This is a genomic window from Anaerobacillus sp. 1_MG-2023 (genome assembly GCF_030547345.1).
GTDB classification, from domain to species: domain Bacteria; phylum Bacillota; class Bacilli; order Bacillales; family Guptibacillaceae; genus Guptibacillus; species Guptibacillus hwajinpoensis_B.
Map to the genome: position 1 here is coordinate 143,341 of NZ_JAUORD010000004.1, position 17,136 is coordinate 160,476.

General features: G+C 39.1%; 15 protein-coding genes and 1 riboswitch. Of the genes, 1 reads left to right on the forward strand and 14 read right to left on the reverse strand.

From position 1 onward, the window contains the following. Positions 1-42 precede the first annotated feature (42 nt). The 5 genes from glcT to Q4550_RS09280 form a co-directional block, all read right to left on the reverse strand. On the reverse strand, positions 43-882 hold the full coding sequence (gene glcT, locus Q4550_RS09260) for a glucose PTS transporter transcription antiterminator GlcT (protein WP_303532050.1): 840 nt from the start codon (positions 880-882) through the stop codon (positions 43-45). Between the two features lie 536 nt (positions 883-1,418). Further along, positions 1,419-1,646: a helix-turn-helix domain-containing protein gene (locus Q4550_RS09265; protein ID WP_369810531.1), complete on the reverse strand. Its 228-nt coding sequence runs from the start codon at positions 1,644-1,646 to the stop codon at positions 1,419-1,421. A gap of 354 nt (positions 1,647-2,000) precedes the next feature. Further along, positions 2,001-2,759, reverse strand: a complete 759-nt coding sequence (gene sdhB / locus Q4550_RS09270) for a succinate dehydrogenase iron-sulfur subunit (RefSeq protein ID WP_303532052.1) — start codon at positions 2,757-2,759, stop codon at positions 2,001-2,003. Next, positions 2,759-4,522 (reverse strand): succinate dehydrogenase flavoprotein subunit, encoded by a 1,764-nt coding sequence (sdhA, locus tag Q4550_RS09275; protein ID WP_303532055.1) that lies wholly within the window; start codon positions 4,520-4,522, stop codon positions 2,759-2,761. Before sdhA ends, sdhB begins: the two co-directional genes overlap by 1 nt. 74 nt (positions 4,523-4,596) lie before the next feature. Beyond that, positions 4,597-5,205: a succinate dehydrogenase cytochrome b558 subunit gene (locus tag Q4550_RS09280; protein WP_194219360.1), complete on the reverse strand. Its 609-nt coding sequence runs from the start codon at positions 5,203-5,205 to the stop codon at positions 4,597-4,599. 307 nt (positions 5,206-5,512) lie between these two features. Here Q4550_RS09280 and Q4550_RS09285 point away from each other — a divergent pair, with 307 nt between their 5' ends. After that, positions 5,513-5,956, forward strand: coding sequence for a YslB family protein (locus tag Q4550_RS09285; RefSeq protein WP_303532061.1), 444 nt, complete (start codon positions 5,513-5,515; stop codon positions 5,954-5,956). A 30-nt stretch (positions 5,957-5,986) separates the two neighbouring features. Here Q4550_RS09285 and Q4550_RS09290 read toward each other — a convergent pair whose 3' ends face one another. From Q4550_RS09290 to Q4550_RS09330, 9 genes are all read right to left on the reverse strand, one after another. Next, positions 5,987-7,222 carry an aspartate kinase gene (locus tag Q4550_RS09290; protein ID WP_303532063.1) on the reverse strand — a complete coding sequence of 412 codons (1,236 nt, stop codon included), beginning with the start codon at positions 7,220-7,222 and terminating at the stop codon, positions 5,987-5,989. A 244-nt stretch (positions 7,223-7,466) separates the two neighbouring features. Beyond that, positions 7,467-7,655: riboswitch (Lysine riboswitch) on the reverse strand. A gap of 79 nt (positions 7,656-7,734) precedes the next feature. Continuing rightward, a complete protein-coding gene (uvrC, locus tag Q4550_RS09295; RefSeq protein WP_303532065.1) occupies positions 7,735-9,516 on the reverse strand; it encodes an excinuclease ABC subunit UvrC in 1,782 nt (593 codons plus the stop codon). Between the two features lie 77 nt (positions 9,517-9,593). After that, positions 9,594-11,102: a glycosyltransferase family 39 protein gene (locus tag Q4550_RS09300; protein WP_303532067.1), complete on the reverse strand. Its 1,509-nt coding sequence runs from the start codon at positions 11,100-11,102 to the stop codon at positions 9,594-9,596. 113 nt (positions 11,103-11,215) lie between these two features. Further along, entirely contained in the window at positions 11,216-12,154 is a 939-nt protein-coding gene (locus tag Q4550_RS09305; protein WP_303532069.1) for an FTR1 family iron permease, read from the reverse strand. 30 nt (positions 12,155-12,184) lie between these two features. Further along, positions 12,185-12,952: a hypothetical protein gene (locus tag Q4550_RS09310; RefSeq protein ID WP_303532070.1), complete on the reverse strand. Its 768-nt coding sequence runs from the start codon at positions 12,950-12,952 to the stop codon at positions 12,185-12,187. Between the two features lie 66 nt (positions 12,953-13,018). Continuing rightward, on the reverse strand, positions 13,019-13,792 hold the full coding sequence (locus Q4550_RS09315; protein ID WP_303532071.1) for a glycosyltransferase family 2 protein: 774 nt from the start codon (positions 13,790-13,792) through the stop codon (positions 13,019-13,021). Further along, positions 13,789-15,252: an alkaline phosphatase family protein gene (locus Q4550_RS09320; RefSeq protein WP_303532072.1), complete on the reverse strand. Its 1,464-nt coding sequence runs from the start codon at positions 15,250-15,252 to the stop codon at positions 13,789-13,791. The genes Q4550_RS09315 and Q4550_RS09320 overlap by 4 nt, the downstream gene beginning before the upstream one ends. Then, a complete protein-coding gene (locus tag Q4550_RS09325) occupies positions 15,249-16,193 on the reverse strand; it encodes a lysylphosphatidylglycerol synthase transmembrane domain-containing protein (protein ID WP_303532073.1) in 945 nt (314 codons plus the stop codon). The genes Q4550_RS09320 and Q4550_RS09325 overlap by 4 nt, the downstream gene beginning before the upstream one ends. Further along, positions 16,166-17,113, reverse strand: coding sequence for an NAD-dependent epimerase/dehydratase family protein (locus Q4550_RS09330; RefSeq protein ID WP_303532076.1), 948 nt, complete (start codon positions 17,111-17,113; stop codon positions 16,166-16,168). Before Q4550_RS09330 ends, Q4550_RS09325 begins: the two co-directional genes overlap by 28 nt. Between the last annotated feature and the right edge of the window lie 23 nt (positions 17,114-17,136).

Below are 17,136 nucleotides of genomic sequence, written 5' to 3' on the forward strand. Positions count from 1 at the left end.
ATGCCTGATCGTATCAGTAACACGTTACCGTTAAGTATGAAATTATTTAGGAGAAAGCCTTTGCAAGTGCATCGTTAAGTAGACTGCTTCTGCATCAGGAAAATTCGTACGAAGTTCCTTCTGCATAATTTTAATCAACTTCCATGAAAGATTATAACACACTGGATATTCTTCTTTCAACACTTTTTCTAATCGTTCATGTGCTTCAACGGGTTGATTTAACTCACTGCGTTCAATCGCATGTCTCAGATGACGTACAAGACGCAAATAATCAATTCCTGTCCGACTAATTTCAATTCGAAGAGCTTCTTCAATAACTTTAACGAGTTGACTAATTAAAGCAGAATATTTGTTAAGTTTACCTACGCTTCTATTGGTAATGGCACTGTGAATATGTAACGCAACAAACCCAATCTCTCCATCAGGAAGAGCCACTTCAAGCTTATGATTAATTAACTGTATCACTTCTTCAGCAATTGTATACTCTTTTGGATACATTGTTTGCGTTTCAACTAGAAAAGGATTCTTTACATCCAATCCTTGACGAAGGCGTTTAATCGCAAAGGAAAGGTGATCCGTTAAGGAAACGTGGATATGCTCATCTAACTCCGCATCCAGCTTATCTCCGATTAACGAAATAGTATCATTCATCATGCCGATAAAAGATTCTGGGACATGTGGAACTAATAACTTATATTGTTCCTGCTCATGCTTATCTATAAGAACAAAATACTTGTCTACTTTAGATTCATCGAGTCTTTCGCCTTGTTTCTGATTGAAGCCAATCCCTTTTCCCGTTAAAACGACTTCATTATTATTCTCCGAAACGGCAATTACGACATTATTATTTAGAATTTTCTTTATTTCAAATTCACCATTCATGTTCAATTTCCCCTCATTAAACCGGTTTCATTTGTGATTATGAACGTACTAATGATAGTAAATAACAGATCGAACGTCAATGAGAAAACGTTCCAATAGATTGCCCCTTACTCATGTAATATAGTTGATATCATAATCTATTGCTTCATTTATAACAACCCGAAGATATTTTTCTATCTTCCTTTCATTTCATATGCCGATATTTTATTATGTCATTATCATACAAAAGAAAATCTACTCATAAGCTATGGTATTTGTATAAGTGTCTCTTCTTCGCATGAAACCATCTTGTTACATGCTTTTTTGTTATCTTAACATACTATTCATTCTTTTTTTATTTTAACCTACTCACTTCATAGACTGACCTCTATGAATTCCTCTTAATTACTCTTTATCATGAATTACAAGTTCCTATGTATCTCATTCTTTTTCACTGAATGACATTTAACTCGAACGAGGAAATAATCTAGAATTTACAGTATAAGCAAGCATGACGTTACACAAAAGAAAAAACCGGCTTTTAAGCCGGCACAGTTTTATATTTCTAATTCTCCCAGTCGAAGCAATTCGACAACAGCCTGAGAACGCCCCTTTACCCCCAGCTTTTGCATCGTGTTCGAAATATGGTTCCGAACTGTTTTTTCGCTAATAAACAATTCTTCTGCTATTTCTCTTGTTGTTTTGTCTTGAACAAGCAATTCGAAAACTTCTCTTTCTCTTTTGGTTAATAGTGGCTTTGGTCGGTAGTGGTTCCCTTTCAACATTCCACCCTCCTCGATAGGGCAACAAAGCAACTTCGATTGAAATTATATAGTCCATACAATATATGAATTTCTATCTTACGTGTTACATTAATTCACACATTGCATAAAAACAGTTTAGAGAATTTATTATGACAACCTTCGTTCTTCTTCATCATTTCCTGAGAAATATCGTAATAAGGTTTTATTCTATTCATAAGACTTGGCTCTGTTAATGAACGCTGTTGATTTTAGAGTCATTTAAGTTCTGTAATGATCAACCGCTTCGCGGAAAAAATCGAGAATCATCAGTATAAGCTAACATAGCTTAAGTATTATCTGAAACTAAAAAAAGACCCCCTTGCAGGGGATCTTTTCCTAGTGATCACTTCCAAAAAAGTTTTTGAACGTTTGAAGTGACGTTGCTCTATTCATTGCAGCAATAGAAGTTGTTAATGGAATTCCTTTCGGACAAGATTGCACACAGTTTTGTGAGTTACCACAATGCCCAAGTCCACCCTCTCCCATTAAGCCTTCCAGACGCTCCTCTTTGTTCATCTCACCTGTTGGATGTGAGTTGAATAATCGAACCTGTGAAATAGCAGCCGGTCCAATAAACTCCGAGCGACTATTTACGTTCGGACACGCTTCAAGACAAACACCACATGTCATACATTTAGATAGTTCATATGCCCACTGTCGCTTATTCTCAGGCATCCTCGGACCAGGTCCAAGATCATAGGTACCATCGATCGGAATCCATGCTTTCACTTTCTTAAGTGCATCAAACATTCTGCTTCGATCTACAGCAAGATCTCGCACAACCGGGAATGTGGTCATTGGCTCTAAGCGAATTGGTTGCTCAAGTTGATCTAGTAAAGCAGTACAAGATTGACGTGGTTTTCCGTTAATGACCATCGAACAAGCTCCGCATACTTCTTCTAGACAACCCATTTCCCAAATAACAGGTGTAGTTTTCTCACCGTTTGCATTAACTGGATTACGACGGATTTCCATTAAAGCAGAAATAACATTCATGTTTTGACGGTATGGAATCGTAAACGTTTCTTCATATGAATTAGATTCAGGTCCATCCTGCCTTTTTATCTTAAGTGTAACAGTTTTATTCTCACTCATCATTTATCCCCCGCTTTCTTCTTAGAATAATCGCGTTTACGAGGTGGAATTAATGATGTATCTACTTCTTCATAGTAGAATTCTGGTTTGTTGTTTACTGCATCGTATTTAGCCATTGTTGTTTTAAGAAATTCTTCATCATTACGCTCAGGGAATTCAGGCTTGTAGTGAGCACCGCGACTTTCGTTACGGTTTAATGCCCCGATTGTAATTACCCGTGCCAACTGTAGCATGTTAGATAATTGTCGAGTAAATGAAGCCCCCTGATTACTCCACTTGGATGTATCATTAATATTGATGTTCTCGTAACGCTCCATCAACTCTTGAATTTTCTCATCTGTTTCCTTTAACTTGTCGTTATTTCTTACAACCGTTACGTTAGCTGTCATCCATTCGCCAAGCTCTTTATGAATTTGATAAGCATTCTCTGTTCCATTCATCTTCATGATTGCGTCCTGCTTTGCCTGCTCTTCTTGTTGATGCTTTTCAAATAATGAAGAAGAGAGATCCTCAACCGTTGCTTCTAATCCATTAATATAGTCAACCGCATTTGGACCAGCAACCATGCCACCATAAATAGAAGATAATAGCGAGTTTGCTCCAAGACGATTGCCACCGTGTTGAGAATAATCACATTCACCAGCAGCAAATAGCCCAGGAATATTAGTCTGCTGGTTAAAATCTACCCATAAACCACCCATTGAATAGTGTACAGCAGGGAAAATTTTCATAGGGACTTTACGAGGATCGTCACCCATGAATTTCTCGTAGATTTCAATAATACCGCCAAGCTTAACATCAAGCTCTTTTGAATCTTTATGTGAGAGGTCAAGGTAAACCATGTTCTCACCATTAATACCAAGCTTTTGACTTACACATACATCAAAAATTTCTCTCGTAGCAATATCACGCGGTACAAGGTTTCCGTATGCTGGGTATTTTTCCTCTAGGAAATACCATGGTTTACCGTCTTTATACGTCCAAACGCGGCCACCTTCGCCACGTGCAGATTCACTCATAAGACGAAGCTTGTCATCACCAGGGATTGCCGTTGGATGAATTTGAATAAATTCCCCATTGGAATAAATAGCCCCTTGCTGATAAAGCGCACCAGCAGCAGAACCTGTATTAATAACAGAGTTTGTACTCTTACCGAAGATAATACCAGGTCCACCTGTCGCCATAATAACCGCATCTGCTTCAAAACTTCTTATTTCAGAAGTTGTTAAGTTTTCACCCACAACTCCTCGGCATACACCTTCCTCATCTAAAATAGCGGAGAGAAATTCCCATCCTTCATATTTTGTAACGAGGCCTGCTACTTCATGGCGACGAACTTGCTCATCAAGCGCATATAGAAGCTGTTGCCCGGTTGTTGCACCGGCAAAAGCAGTGCGGTGATGTTGTGTTCCACCAAAGCGTCTGAAATCTAGTAGACCTTCTGGTGTTCTGTTAAACATTACGCCCATACGATCCATTAAGTGAATGATACCAGGCGCTGCATCACACATTGCTTTTACTGGAGGTTGATTTGCAAGGAAATCGCCTCCATAAACTGTATCATCAAAGTGCTCCCAAGGAGAATCTCCTTCTCCTTTTGTATTAACAGCCCCGTTAATTCCCCCCTGCGCACATACAGAGTGAGAACGTTTTACTGGAACGATGGAAAGAAGATCTACTTGCATTCCAGCTTCCGCAGCTTTGATGGTAGCCATCAAACCTGCAAGGCCGCCTCCAACTATCACTAATTTACCTTTACTCATAAGAACAGTTCCCCCTTAAATGCTGGCTCTGTCTGAAAGTTATGTATCAGACGTGGTGAAGACAGTTCACTTTCTTAAACAAATGCAAATAATGCGCGCATGCCAACAACTGAAAGTGCAACGAAAATGACCATTGTTACGTATGTCATCGTACGCTGTGATTTTGGTGTTACTGTGAAGCCCCAGCTTACAAAGAATGACCATAAGCCATTTGCGAAGTGGAAGACAGTACCAAGTACACCAACGATGTAAAAGATCATCATTCCTGGATTAGACAAGATATCAGCCATCATTTGGAAGTTTACTTCTGCTCCCATCGCAGCCTGTATTCTCGTTTGCCAGACGTGCCAAGTTACAAATATTAATACGATAACGCCAGAAATCCGCTGCAAATAAAACATCCAGTTACGTAAATAGCCATATCGACTTACGTTGTTTTTGGATTGAAACGCGATATAAACGCCGTAAATCGCATGGAATAAGAGCGGTAAGAAAATAACGAAAATTTCAAGCAAATACCTGTAAGGAAGGCTCTCCATAAAATGAGCTGCGTCATTAAACGCCTCGGGCCCTCTTGTTGCAAAATAGTTAACAGTAAGATGCTGAGTAACATAAAGTCCGAGCGGAATTACTCCTAGAAGCGAATGCAATTTTCGGCTTACAAAGTCTCGACTTGCGGCCATGTTTTGTGTGTCCCCCTTTTAAGTTGTTAAGCTACCATCTGCCAGTGCATTTTTTCTAATAAAGAAGTCTTTGCATGCACAGAAATCATCGCTTTCTGTCGATTATATTGTGACATACCCATTGTACTCCCATCATTTAGGACCGTCAAGAAAACGTGTACATTTAGATTTTTCAAAATTCCCTTACAACACCTGAGTATATCTCAATTGAATACGCTTTCTATATAAATAAATTCTATCTATGGTTCTATGGAGGATTTGTCGATAAAACGTTATAATTATTTTGTAGAAAAGCTGGGAGGAATTTATGTTTAAGAAGCGCACAAACTCGATTGATTATAGTCATGAAATAGAAACAACTGCTTTTGGATATGAATTTTATAGAGAAGTTCTTATTCCTGAACTTCTTGGAAGTGAACAGCCGGCTGTTTTATATTGGACTGGAAAAGAAATGGCCAGGCAATTCCCGCTCTCCACTCGAGAAGAGATCGAGGATTTTTTTCAGCGTGCTGGATGGGGTAAATTATCAATTGCACAAGAAAAAAAGAATGAAGTAACGTTTGATCTTCAGTCAGCTCTTATCACTGAGCGAAGAAGTACTAGTCGAAATGCTTGTTATCAACTTGAAGCAGGTTTTCTTGCTGAACAATATCAAAATATGCTTCGTTGCATCGCTGAAGCCTATGAAACTGATAAAAAGAATGAAATTCAATTCACAGTAAAATGGGACCCAAAAGATCAGATTGAATAAAAAGGAGACCACATGTGGTCTCCTTTTTGATTACATTTGTTTAACAGGGGTTCTTTCATCTAGTTGAAATTTATCGTGTAGCGACTCAATAGCATAAATCATTTTATCTTCTGGAACGATCGTTGACACTTTGATTTCTGATGTACTCACCATCTTCATTTCTACCCCGTGTTCAGCAAGCACTTCAAACATTTGTGCCGCAACACCAGGGTTAGAAATCATACCTGATCCTACTATCGATACCTTAGCAAGTTCTGATTCGTGATAAATATGTTCGTAGGGAAGTTTCACTTTAATGCGACGGAGCACATCAAGAGTTAATTCAAGAGAGGCAGTTTCAATTGAAAATGAGATACTCGTTGTATTTTTCTCTCCTGTACTTTGAATGATCACATCTACATTAATACCATTTGCCGCAAGAGATGAGAACAAGGAAGGAAGTGTTGTAATCTCATTCGGCAAACCCGAAATTGTTATTTTCGTTACGTTACTTTCAAAAGCCAGACCTCTAACCACCAAATTTTGTTCCATTGATACGACCTCCTCAATTAGCGTTCCAGGTTCATTCGTAAAGCTCGAGCGGACCTCAAGCAAGATGTTATAGTTTTTTGCAAACTCAACCGCTCTAGGATGTAAGACACCAGCCCCAAGGTTAGCAAGTTCAAGCATTTCATCATAAGAAATCGTAGAAAGCTTTCTTGCACCCTTCACATATCGAGGATCTGTCGTATACACACCATCTACATCTGTATAAATCTCACAACGATCCGCTTTAAGAGCTGCTGCAATCGCCACAGCTGTTGTATCGGAACCACCTCGCCCTAGCGTTGCGATGTCATACGTATCAGTTAGCCCCTGGAATCCTGCTACTATCACAATTTTTCCCTCAGCAAGGTGTTGATTCATACGTGAAGCATCAATATCGAGGATTCTTGCATTGCCGTGTAGCGACTCTGTTTTAATTCCTGCTTGCCAGCCAGTCAATGAAATGGCATCGTACCCTTCTTCATTTAATGCCATTGAAAGAAGCGCTGTTGTCACTTGTTCTCCAGTCGTTAGAAGCATATCAAGCTCTCTTGCAGACGGTGTAGCTGTTATCCCTTTTGATAATCCTAAAAGCTCATCCGTTGTTTTGCCCATCGCTGAAACAACCGCAACAACCTCATCTCCATTATTTACAGCTTCCATAAGCCTTTTGGAAACATTTTTGATTTTCTCAACATCTCCAACAGACGTGCCTCCGAATTTCAATACGCGTAGTCCCACTCTCTCCATCCTTTCTTTCATGCAGCTCGTTATCCCTCATAGTGCGTTAATATCGCACGTTACAAACACTCACTAACTAAGAGTCGAAATGGATATTAAAAACTCGGCCACTCACCAGATTGAAATAGCGATAGCCTTCATTTTTTTATACTTTAAACCTGTAAAGCGTTTATTAAAGTATAAAAAAACAACAATGAGAAAAACCTCACTGTTGTTTTCATAACAAATCCAAGAAAACGTCCCTTTGTGAGATAGTTCTCCATCCAATTCCCGGGTAGGTATTGGATGACAGCTCTGCACTTATTCAATACAGATCCAGCTTCAGACGGATAAGCGTCTTTCCACTTCGGCAAATCCCCCTTTCAGCTCCTATCACTGAGTCTTAACACTCTTCAGTAAGCTTACTGTTGGTTTTTGCGCCTCTACCATCACTTCAACTTTCGAAGTGTGGAACTATTAAATTTCACTCATTATAACGAACTTACGTGAATGCCGCAACATGTTCTTACAAATTAGTTTGATTGACTTTCAAATCGAGCGATTACTTCCTCTGCAACATTCATTGGTAGTCCTGCGTTGTGTAAGTCTTCAACGCTCGCTTCTTTCATCTTTTTAATCGATCCAAAATGATTTAGCAGCTTCTTTTTTCTCTTCTCTCCGATACCGGGAATATCGTCAAGACTTGACTTAAGCATCGATTTCCCTCGAAGCTGTCGATGAAACGTAATCGCAAATCGGTGTACTTCATCTTGAATCCTTTGCAACAGGTAGAATTCCTGACTATTTCTTGGTAGATAAACAGCCTCTGGAGGATCACCAATAAGAAGATGAGACGTTTTATGTTTCTCATCTTTCGTCAGCGAACAAACCGGTATGTCTAGACCAAGCTCATTCTCGAGCACATCCTGTGACGCCTGTATTTGAGCTATTCCGCCGTCAATAATAATTAAGTCAGGAAGCGGACCATTTTCCTTAAGCATTCTTGAATATCTTCTTCTCACAACCTCTTTCATAGAACCTACATCGTTTGGTCCTTCCACAGTTTTGATTTTGTACTTGCGATACTCATTTTTCTTTGGCTTTCCATCAAGAAAAACAACCATAGCGGATACAGGGTTCGTTCCCTGAATGTTCGAGTTATCAAAAGCTTCAATTCTAAGTGGAGCTTCTATATTAAGCTTTTCTCCCAAGTTTTCAACAGCATCAATCGTTCTTTTCTCGTCGCGTTCAATTAATGAAAATTTCTCATTAATGGCAATGGTCGCGTTCTTCATTGTAAGCTCCACAAGCTCTTTTTTCTTGCCTCGTTTTGGCTGATGAACAGGAATTTGTAGAAGTTCTTCTACCATCTGAGCATTAACCTCCTGAGGAAGCAGTACTTCTTTTGGCTTAGGATGATTTTGTTGAAGATAGAACTGACCGATATAAGTTAAAAAATCTTCTTCGGCATCATTATAGAAAGGAAAAAGAGAAACATCTCTCTCAATTAACTTCCCTTGTCGTACAAAGAAAACTTGAACACACATCCATCCTTTGTCGAAACTATAACCGAAAATATCCCGATCAATACCATCGTTAGATTGGATCTTTTGCACTTCCATAACTTTATCAATATGAAACATTAAATCGCGAAACTCTTTTGCTCGCTCGAAATCCATGTTCTCAGATGCTGTGGTCATCTTTCTTTCTATGTCTTCTTTAACTTCCTGGTGACCTCCGTTTAGAAAACGCGTAATCCCGTCAATCATCTCTTTATTTTGCTCTTTAGACACGTCGTTGACACATGGAGCCAGACACTGGCCTATATGATAATAAAGACAGACGCGATCAGGCATTTTACGACATTTACGTAAAGGATATAGTCTGTCCAAAAGCTTCTTTGTTGCACTAGCTGCATAAGCATTCGGATATGGTCCAAAATACTTACCTTTATCTTTTTTTATTTTACGTGTCGTAATTAAGCGGGGCTGTTCTTCTGCCGTTATTTTTATATAAGGATAGCTTTTATCATCTTTAAGCATCACATTATATTTCGGATCATGTTTTTTGATTAAATTAAGTTCAAGTATAAGAGCTTCAAGATTTGTGGAGGTTACGATATACTCAAAATCACGTATTTCACTTACAAGCCGCTGCGTTTTTCCGTCGTGTGATCCACTAAAATAAGATCTGACTCTATTTTTTAGCACCTTTGCCTTCCCAACATAAATAATCGTTCCCTGGCGATCTTTCATTAAATAACACCCGGGCTGGTCAGGAAGGATCGCTAGCTTATTTTTAAGATGTTGTTCCATGCTGCCTCACCTCACTACTCCTTTTCAAGGCGTATCTATGTTCCCCTCTCATTGTAACACATTACCTCAATTTTCTATTATCTTAAGAACTCATATAAAACAATGTCATGATAGACAGGATCATACAATATGGAGGAATGGAATTCTTTGACCTTTTTGATTTGACCATCCATCGATATATTTTGCTTCTTAAATCCATCGAGAACCTTTCCTGTTAAAAATACGCGATGGTCATCGTAATATTGAAGATCAGATAGAAAGTTTGAATACGTATAAATTTGTTCGTGTTCAAACGACACCTTATTATAGGACATTACCCTAGTTTCTTCCCAAGTATACACAATAACTGGCTCGTTAAATTGCTCTACATAATCCATCAATTGATAAACAGCTGCTGGATCGTTGGCTTCTTTCATAGTTGAATAGGAAACAATTGATTGTATGCTAATTATTACGGTTAAACCAAGCATTATTTTTGTAGAGTTATTCCCCTGTCTTCTTAATCCTATCCAGAGAAAGCCAAGCATTATGATCCCAGGTAGAGGCAGGATATGTCTTGGCTTATCGATGTTTTGCGCCAATAGCGCCCATAGAAAATAGCTCAATGCCATAGCGACAAATGCCCAGCCAAACCATGAAATTTCTCGTAAAGTTCTCCCCCTATTTTTCACCCCTTGGAAGATCATGAACGTAAACAAGGTTAGATATAGTAGTAAAATCGTTAGCGCTTGACCGCTAAGACCTGTCCAAACTATGTTATTCAATATCAGATGTGATATTCGTTCCAAAAGTGGGGCTGAGGCTGAAACCGCCGTACCACCCCACTCTTCAAAGTGACCTTCAGAAAACCCAAAGGCTAGCTGTAAAAATGCAGCTACGCCACCTTCAGAAACAGCTAAACCCCCTACCCAAATTAATTGAAAGATAGCGGCTATACCGACCTGGGTTAGTAAAAATGAACTATAGGATTTAATGGACTTATGCTGCTTTTTTCTCTGTATTAATAGTAGTAGAAGGCCAATACCAAAAGGTAAATAAGATAAACGAACTCCTAAAAGTAAACTAAACAAAAAAGAAGCGACAACGATGCTCATGAATGAATGTTCGCGATGAAATGCTTTTTGCAAGCTCCATAAGTACCACCATAGAATAGCAACCGCTGCCGCCTCGCTCATCGGTTGAATGGTTAACACATTGACAAATACTATTGATTGAATTAGAGCTACTGATGCCATGCTAAGTGTTTTTGAAAGAAAAGAGCGACTAACCGTATATACTGGATACATAGAAAGTAACATTAATAGTCCATTCCATAACGCTAAAGCCTCAACGGGATTTCCTATCCATTCATTTAACAACATCCCACCTAGAATAAAATAGGGATATCCAGGAAAGTGAGGTTGCATGGCGAATAAATCAAATCGATTTAGGGCGAGTGAGAAATCGACTTGATCCCAAGAACGTGGTAACTCAGTTGCATAGGCGATTCTCCACCAAGCAATCAACAGGATACTGCTCATTGAAATAAGCCAGATGAGTATTTTAATGCTTCTAGCTCGTATAAGGTATCTACCTGATCGATCCAATCCTAATCATCCTTTATAATTCTTGATATGGGTCATACATTGATCTATCCTTTTTAAATATTCCCGATGAAAAAAAGTACAAGGCGAAGAGTTTCGCCTTGCACTTTGGAAGTTTATTTAACTGTTGATTGTTTCATTTCGTTTGTCGCTTTAAAAATCGCTTTACTCGGTTCTTTCACTTCTGATTTTACAGGTTCATTCTTTGAGTTCACAAGAAGATAAATCACTGCAAAATAACCAACGTACGCGATGATTTCTTCAATAGAAGGCATTGAAGAGTATCCGAACAACGCTTTAAAGAAAATTCCAATGTCCCCTGAGAGAAGAGGTGCCACACCTTGATCACGAACATAATGCGCGTAGTCAATTGGATGTTCTGGCAAGAACCATGTAAGATCGTATACGTGAGGCATTATGCTACCAATTAGTTTAATATCCTGCATCATCGAAATGCCCTGTACAAATAACCCACCGGCAATAAGTACAATAAAGATTCCAGTAATCTTAAAGAACGATTTAAGCGGAATACGCATCGTGCCCTTAAAGAAAAGGTACGATACAGCGGAAGCAATCAAGATTCCAGTAATCGCTCCCCATCCTTCAAATCCTTTACCAATATCGCCACCAGTAATGGCAGCAAAGAAAAATACCGTTTCTACACCTTCACGAAGAACAACGAGGAAAGAATGAATGACCATGCCTATCACGTTCCCCGTTGTGATGTATTCCGTCATTTTTCCTTCTGTCTTTCCTTTAAGATTACGACTATGCGAAGCCATCCAAAATACCATTTGAGTTAATAATACGGCGGAGATTAGCATAATAGAAATTTTCAGGTAAATCTCGCTTCCCATCGCTGCGAACCCGGTGAAAACAACCTGGAACAACATGGCTACCCCTACACTTGCCACAACAGCAAGCCCAGCACCTAACCAGACATATTTATTATACTGGCACTGTCCCATTCGTTTCATATAGGTGGTTATGATTCCAATTATGAGAAGCGCTTCAAGTACTTCCCTGAACATGATCAGTAATGCCTGAATTTCCATTAAACTTTCCCCTTTCCGTAAACAAAGATTTTAGGAGCGTCGGCGTTTTCTTGTTGTGTAAATCACTACTCCTGCAATCACAACGATGAGAATAACGATTGGCAGCCAATTTGATAGCTGACCGAGATCAGTCCAATCTGTTTTTTTACTACCAGCGCTTTCATCCTCAGTTGCACTTTCTCCAAAGTGCCCAATTTCCACTGATTTCATATCAAAATGATTTTTTAGTCCATCAAGTATAACTTTCTTACTTTCAGCGTATTTCTCTTCATCTGATTCTTTCTCCCCCACTCCGAAAAGGCCAGGGTTACCAAGCGAATCAAGCAAGACCTCAAATTCATTCTTTATCTTTTCATCAAGTTCTGGATTCGTTTGTTTCACCACGGGAGAGAGCGTTTTATATGTGGCATCTGCCTTGCCAACTAGTTTTCTAGTTGTATCATATTCTTCAAAATCTGTTTCAGCGTTTTCAAGTCGACGTGATATATTTAAGACCAGGACTTGCTGCATATTCGTTATCACAGCTTCCTTCTCTTCGTTGTCTAGCTCATTTTGAACAGCTTGAACCGCATCGTCACCCATATGTAATTGAATTTCATCTTTAACGGAAGCAAAAATTTTATTCGCTTCTGCAAAGTTCGGAGGAGATTCATTAAGTTTTGCAGACATTTCACTGTATGCTTCAGCTACTTTCTCTTCGGTAGGGTCACCATAAGAGTATGCACTGGCAAGATCAGGAACTGCTAGTATACAAATTAGCGTCATTATTAATGCTGATGACAGAATACGTTTTATCATTTGAAATATCCTCCTCATTGATAATGATAATGATTATCACCATTGAAGTCAATAACAGATCAGCAATTAGTGTGACTTTTCTGCCACCATACTTGTCGTGTGTCCAGGCAAGATTTTATGCGCACTATAGTCAATCGCCACCTTTTGAACTGGTCGCATCATTTCTTTCAAAATAGCAGGTAATACAGATGTTAAATACGCTTTAAACTTAATATATGATTCACCAGTAGATCGAACCTGGTACGTAATTGGAACTTCTTTAACTCTAAATCCTTTTCGAACAAGGTTCAAAGTAATGACCTGTGCATAGTTGTAGTCATGAATGATTTCTCCATGCTCCATAGCTTGTCTAGAGAAAACTCTCATCCCAGACTGACCATCATAAATCCACCTTTGTAAAAGAAAGGACTGAATAAATGTAAAACAATAATTGCCTAAACGACGATGAAGTCGCATCCCATCAATCGTACCTTTAAAACGAGAACCCATCACGTAGTCTGCCTCCCCTTTGAATAGAGGTTCGAGGAGGTCAGCTAATTGCCAGGCAGGGTATTCATTATCCGCGTCAAGCATCACACCTATGTCAGCACCTAATTCTACTGAATAGGAAAGCCCCTTTCGAACTGCGGCACCAAGACCTTGATTGTTATCAAAAGAATAAATATAGTTAGCTCCAGCCTTTTTGGCTACTTCTACTGTTCGATCTGTTGAGCCATCATCGATTACAAGAACGCTCACCTGAACAGAAGGATGAATACTCCTGGGAATTTGCTTAATCACTTCTCCAATGGCATGCTCTTCATTATGCGCGGGTAAAAAAACAATCACATGCTGTTTCATTTGATAATGTCTTCCTTCCTATCCTGAAGCGCTTCTTCTAGTATCGCTCCTCTACTATGTGAAGGGATTGGGGAACCTAATAAATGAGCAACGGTTGGCGCTACTGAAGTAAGGCTATGTCTTTCTTCTACAATTTTCCCCTTTTCGATAAATGGCCCATTCATAAAAAATGGAACAAATCGTTCTCCTTCATCAAGATGACCATGTCCCCCAATGCCATCTGCTTGTCCATGATCTGCACAAACAATGAGAGTTGTATTTTCCATAAACCCATTCACTTCAAGAAAACCAACGTAATCTTCCACTAATTTATCAGCTTCTTCAATTTTTTGAATGTAATCATCATACAAGACTCCTCTCGCATGACCAGTTTGGTCGGTCCCAATAAGCTGTACAGTGAAAAAGTCAGGGTTTTTATCTAACATAATCTGACGAGCCCCCTCCATAATTTTCGTATCAGCCACATCGTTATTCATAACTGCCGTTACAGTATCTACGTCATCTCCCATAGCGTCAACAAGGTGGGCAATACCGAGTAACCTTCCTGTCTTCCCAACTTTTCTTAACGAATCAAAGATCGTCTCTACTTTCACTCCAAGATTCCAAACCATATTGGACTTAATACCGTGCTCCAGAGGATATGTACCTGTCATCATCGAGGAGAAGCAAACAACTGTACGCGCAGGGTATACCGTCTCCATTTGACTGTATTCTGTCCCATTTTTCTTTAATGAATCAAGAAAAGGCGTATTGGCTTCCTGGAATCGCTCTTTTCGCATTCCATCGATTACAATCATAATGACACGCTCATTAGTCGACGTAGGTGGTACAGCTTTCGTATAATCTGATTTAATTGCGGGCTTCCAGTCAAATAAGTAATGGTGAAGAATAAAACTAAATAACCAAATTCCTGCATAAAAGAAAACAAGAGTCGTCCATTCAAAAGTCATTTCATTCTTTACTGAAGAGTCAATAACCATCACCCATAATGGTAGAATTAATAAAAACTTCGGAAGTTGTTCTTGCGCGTTACCACTAGTAGAATCACTATTCTTAAGCACTAACTTCCAAAAACGAGTGAAGTTAAGCCAGCTCGTTCCAATTCGAAGATGGTAATAGAATGTTCCCCAGAAAAAGACAGTAAAGAAAAAATAGATACCTACACCTAGCATGGCTACTTGAAGTGAAAATGAATCAAAAATCAGCAGGTACCCAATTAGAGGCATCCATAAATAATTTCTTAAAAATAATGGGTAATCATAAACGTAGTAGAGTACTAAAAGAGGCAATACGACGACAAGTCCAACAAAGAAAGCCTCCCAGAACTCTATAGAAGCCCATTGAGAAATGTAAAATAACAATATTGTCCCTGTAACAAAGATTGGTGTAAATGGCTTACCTTCATTTAATAGATTCCAGCATCTTGCTGCTATCTTTTCAAAGCCTGAAGCTTGTTTCATGAGGTTTCTCCTTTCTTATTCATAAACGACTTCAACTCCTGTAATCGAAGAGGATAAAGATAGAACGCCACTAATCCAGCGCCAAAAGAATAAATATACTTAAATGCATGCGTAACAATCGCAATTGAAAGGGCTTCTTCCCATCTGAAACCTACCCGATTAAGTGAAAAGCTCATCACACTTTCGTAAGTCGCAAAGCCACCTGGAGCTAATTGAAAGACACCAGATCCGACTGATAATGATGTAACCCACATGGCATCTGAATATGTAAATAGATGACCAATAAGACTCGCTACGCTAAAAACGACGATTCCTTCAGCTACCCAGCTTATAAAAGATAGCGTTAGAACAAGCACCATATGTGGTGAACTTACAAGAGTCTGCATGGTTGTTAACTGCTTATAAAAAAAAGAAGCAGCGTGATGTTTTTTCAGATAGATAATCAGCCCACCAACGGTAACACCAAAAATAACTAGCGCGGTTATGAAAAAGGTCAGGTTGATATCAATCCCCATCAGGTCCGCCCCAATAACTGAAAAAACCCCTAACCAGAAGAGGTCAATTAACCTTAGAACGAGCACTGATTGAATAGCGATTCCCCATCGCCCTTTTTGTTTCTGCGCAAGCACTCCCATACGCACAGCCTCTCCGCCTTTAAAAGGAAGTAGATGGTTAAAAAAGAGACTATAAAAAACCCCTGCTAAATAAACCCTAATTGATATATTCTTATCAACAAGTAATCGCCAGCACCAACTACGTAATAAAAAAGAACATGTATATCCAGTGATCATAGCGATTAACCACCATGGTTCACTTAGCAATTCAGAGGTAAGAGCTAAAAGACTCGACAGATTAAATTCTTGAAAAAGAAGAAATACAAATGAAATGAATAGGCCAATTCCAAATGACCACTTTAATAAGCGTGATATTTTTTTGCCCATTCGATTGTCCTTCTTAATCCTTCCTCAAACTTCACCTTCGGAGTATATCCCAATTCTTCCCTAGCCTTACTAATATCGCTCCATGTATGCCTTACATCCCCTGGACGAAACGTTTCATCAAGTATTTTCGCATCGGGAAAATAGACACCAAGCGAAGTAATAAGTTCATTAAGCTGAATCGGCGTACCCGAACCGAGATTATAAATCTCTGATATTCCTTTTTGTTCGAATGCTAATGTTATACCTGTAACTATGTCATCAATATACGTAAAGTCCCTAGACTGGTCACGATCATAAACAATGATTTCCTTCCCCTTTATTAACTTATTAATAAATAGAGGAATCGCCATATCGGGACGGCCCCATGGCCCATACACTGTAAAAAATCGTAAAACCGTTAACTTAAAGCCGTAAAGCGATTGATACGCATGGCAAAAAGATTCTGCTCCAGCTTTAGCAGCTGCATACGGAGACTTCACTTTGCCATTTGCCTCATATTCTAACACCGGGCCATTCTCACGATTGCCGTATACTGATGAAGAAGAACCAAATAAAACATGGGGGACTCCCGCTTCACCCGCAGCTTTTAATACATTTACCACTACTTTGATATCTTGATCAATATAGTCATGTGGATGTGTTAATGAATATTGAACTCCTGGAAGTGCAGCAAGATGAACCACCTTATCGTAAGAATGGTCTCTGAAGTGAGCATCCGTTTTTTCCTGATCTAATAAATCAAACACGTGAACTTTAATTGGACCTGCTATTTTCACTTCTTCCAGATGTTCTTCTTTTCGATGAATATCATAATAGGAAGAGAAATGGTCAATGATTGAGACATCGTGACCAGCTTTTAAAAGCGACTTTGCAAGGCTACTTCCTATAAAACCTGCCCCGCCAGTAATGACTATTTTCATCTCAGGCACTCCTATATTTTCAG

Bases quoted from the DNA above. Each gene is read 5' to 3' on its own strand.
- Q4550_RS09330 (WP_303532076.1), bottom strand. From the start codon at position 17,113: ATGAAAATAGTCATTACTGGCGGGGCAGGTTTTATAGGAAGTAGCCTT.
- sdhA (WP_303532055.1), bottom strand. From the start codon at position 4,522: ATGAGTAAAGGTAAATTAGTGATAGTTGGAGGCGGCCTTGCAGGTTTG.
- Q4550_RS09305 (WP_303532069.1), bottom strand. From the start codon at position 12,154: ATGGAAATTCAGGCATTACTGATCATGTTCAGGGAAGTACTTGAAGCG.
- Q4550_RS09315 (WP_303532071.1), bottom strand. From the start codon at position 13,792: ATGAAACAGCATGTGATTGTTTTTTTACCCGCGCATAATGAAGAGCAT.
- Q4550_RS09265 (WP_369810531.1), bottom strand. From the start codon at position 1,646: ATGTTGAAAGGGAACCACTACCGACCAAAGCCACTATTAACCAAAAGA.
- Q4550_RS09325 (WP_303532073.1), bottom strand. From the start codon at position 16,193: ATGGGCAAAAAAATATCACGCTTATTAAAGTGGTCATTTGGAATTGGC.
- uvrC (WP_303532065.1), bottom strand. From the start codon at position 9,516: ATGGAACAACATCTTAAAAATAAGCTAGCGATCCTTCCTGACCAGCCC.
- glcT (WP_303532050.1), bottom strand. From the start codon at position 882: ATGAATGGTGAATTTGAAATAAAGAAAATTCTAAATAATAATGTCGTA.
- Q4550_RS09320 (WP_303532072.1), bottom strand. From the start codon at position 15,252: ATGAAACAAGCTTCAGGCTTTGAAAAGATAGCAGCAAGATGCTGGAAT.
- Q4550_RS09310 (WP_303532070.1), bottom strand. From the start codon at position 12,952: ATGATAAAACGTATTCTGTCATCAGCATTAATAATGACGCTAATTTGT.
- Q4550_RS09285 (WP_303532061.1), top strand. From the start codon at position 5,513: ATGTTTAAGAAGCGCACAAACTCGATTGATTATAGTCATGAAATAGAA.
- Q4550_RS09280 (WP_194219360.1), bottom strand. From the start codon at position 5,205: ATGGCCGCAAGTCGAGACTTTGTAAGCCGAAAATTGCATTCGCTTCTA.
- sdhB (WP_303532052.1), bottom strand. From the start codon at position 2,759: ATGAGTGAGAATAAAACTGTTACACTTAAGATAAAAAGGCAGGATGGA.